The sequence below is a fragment of the Tunicatimonas sp. genome, assembly GCF_049647865.1.
GTDB lineage: Bacteria > Bacteroidota > Bacteroidia > Cytophagales > Cyclobacteriaceae > Tunicatimonas.
Genome location: NZ_JBARYM010000418.1, coordinates 1 through 2,476 on the forward strand (window position 1 = coordinate 1; position 2,476 = coordinate 2,476).

General features: G+C 45.8%; 3 protein-coding genes. 1 reads left to right on the forward strand and 2 read right to left on the reverse strand.

Annotated elements, in window-relative coordinates:
• The coding region (locus WBA23_RS12535) for an integrase core domain-containing protein (RefSeq protein WP_424582622.1) at nt 1–170 on the forward strand (170 nt) is incomplete at its 5' end.
• Nucleotides 171–525: 355 nt separating this feature from the next.
• Here WBA23_RS12535 and WBA23_RS12540 read toward each other — a convergent pair.
• Together WBA23_RS12540 and WBA23_RS12545 are read right to left on the reverse strand one after the other, a co-directional pair.
• Nucleotides 526–693, reverse strand: a complete 168-nt coding sequence (locus WBA23_RS12540; RefSeq protein WP_424582623.1) for a hypothetical protein — start codon at nt 691–693, stop codon at nt 526–528.
• Between the two features lie 116 nt (nt 694–809).
• Nucleotides 810–1,859, reverse strand: coding sequence for an ArsO family NAD(P)H-dependent flavin-containing monooxygenase (locus WBA23_RS12545; RefSeq protein WP_424582621.1), 1,050 nt, complete (start codon nt 1,857–1,859; stop codon nt 810–812).
• Between the last annotated feature and the right edge of the window lie 617 nt (nt 1,860–2,476).

Below are 2,476 nucleotides of genomic sequence, written 5' to 3' on the forward strand. Positions count from 1 at the left end.
TCTTAACCCAGAAGCACTTCACCTGTGAAGAGCATCGTCGCTATGAATTGCGTTTGTGGGAGATGCATTATAATCGGGAAAGGCCTCATCAAGGATTAGGTATGCAATTCCCAGAAGCTAAGGCGCGAACACAGCATTTTTACCGAACCTCTAATATAACCCTAAGTTGATGGGTCATTACACGTAGCTTCAAGAAATTGATTGCCTCCACGCTAGCTAAAAAATTTTCTTCGGACAGTACCCACCCCATACCAGCCGATGGAAATAAACCAAATTTATTATTTTCTGAGAAACCACTGAACCTATCGCGGCGCAATGTAGCAGTGACTAAATATTTGTTGCGAAAGCCATAGTTGACGCGGGCCATCTAATACAAGTATTGTTCTTCCCAAGCTTGGGAAGAGATAAATTGGTTAAGCGCTTGCTCGGTACTATTGTAGGATAAAGCGAGATTAGCTATGCTGGTCCCTTCAGCTCGGTTCTCATCAAAGCTAATGCGGTTGAAGCCGTAGAGTAGGGTAACATCTAGTTGGTGGTTGCTCCCCAGCTCCCGACTGGTGATTGCGTAGTGTAGGAACCGGAGTAGCTAATGACCGGTTTTTGAGCAGACTTTCCGCTTTTAGTGGTAATGATAATCACCCCATTGGCCGCCTGGGTTCCGTAGACCGCCTTACTACTGGCATCTTTAAATATGTCTCTTTCCCAACACTTTTAAAATTGTTGGAATGATTGTGCAATAAATAAGAGATTTGACTTATTTAGAGTTAACAACTAAGCGGAAGGAGAACAATAGGTACTTAATTAAATATTTATCTAAGATAGGCAGTTACTTCGCTGACCGTTTGTTTAGCACTACGCCCCACCCCGATGAGGGTAGCTGAGGCAAAGCCCGTCCAGTTCCCGTAGCCTACCAGCCACAGACCATCTTTCTTGGCAGCCTTCGTCCCATGAGTAGTTACTTTCCCGTCTGTTTCTACCACACCCAATGGCTGCAAATGATCCAATGCCGGGCGAAATCCGGTACTGAAAATTACTGTATCTACGGCTTCTTCCTTTCCGTCTGGCCAGCGAACGCCCACCGTAGTGAATTCGCTAAAAGGACGCACCGATCGGTACACGCCCCGTTGCCGGGCTTGCTGTACCGAAGGCACCATCACGATATTACCTAGTGAGGGTGGAGTATAGGATTCACCATCCTTTTTGGCACGGTAAGCCGCACTAGCATAGTCAAACAGGTCACGCCCTGATATATCATCGGGCAAAAACTCAGGTTCCTTTAGCGTTACCCAAGTAGTATTAGCCACCTGACTCACTTCAGCCAAAATTTGCGCCCCGGAATTACCTTCGCCTACCACCAGTACCCGTTGCCCCCGAAAGAGTTTTGCTGTCTGGTACTGAGCCGAATGTAGGATCGTTCCCCGAAATTCGGCTAGACCAGGCATATCCGGTATATAGGGCTTTTGGAAGGAACCCGTAGCACTAATGATCGCTCGGCTACGGTACTCTCCCTGAGACGATGTTACAATGAACTCATTCCCTCGTTGAAGGATTTCCGTTACCATGACCGCACGCACTATAGGTAGCTGATAGCGGACTTCGTAAGCTTCCAGATAGCGAATGGTATCATCGCGGCTGGGATAGTAGTCTGAGCCACCCGGCATCAGCACACCCGGCAGCGAACTCCACTGCGCCGGAGAAAAGAGCCGCAAAGACTCCCAGTAGTGCGGCCAACTGCCCCCCGTTTGGGATGCCTGATCAAGAATAACATAATTCAAGTTTGTTTTACGCAGATAATAGCCAACTGCTAGGGCACTCTGACCTCCGCCAATAACAAGGACATCTTTAGTGGGCTGGTTCATGTTTGGTATACAATTTTCTTTTAAACTAGAAGGCTAGATTCAGAGTAATATTAACACCAGTACCTTTATGAGTAAACCCATTACACTGGCAAAGGCCTGTCCGAAGTTAAAGCCAAATACTTCGATCGCTACGGTAATAGCTATCACAAAGTTATTCCCCGTAGTTGCGAATGATACTGAAGCGATCTCGGTGTAGGGGCTAGTTTGCCGCTAGTATGAGCAATGTGCCTAATAAGTTAGATTGAGCAATATATTAAGAACCAAGTCAAGGAGCCACCCTACGAAGACCGGGAGTCGGTCGCTACAAAATATATGATGGTCAGAGGCTTCAGACAAATTCAAATCTACCAGAGTTCCAGCCTGTATGTAATCTAGTTATTTGCCACGTTGAATGTCGCTACCAGACCGGGGGTTTGCTTATGTTATTCTTTCAAATATCAATATACAGCCATAGTGGGGTTATCCGCACATAAAGAAATGGAATCCTCGGCAATCCAATTAAATTTTTTGCAACAGAACCCTTTTAGTACAGTGTTGCATTTTGAGGAAAAACGTACAGTATTTCCAGTCAGGCAACAATAGATTTATGCTGTGATCAATTGATAATAGAAGGTATA

Bases quoted from the DNA above. Each gene is read 5' to 3' on its own strand.
- WBA23_RS12545 (WP_424582621.1), bottom strand. From the start codon at position 1,859: ATGAACCAGCCCACTAAAGATGTCCTTGTTATTGGCGGAGGTCAGAGT.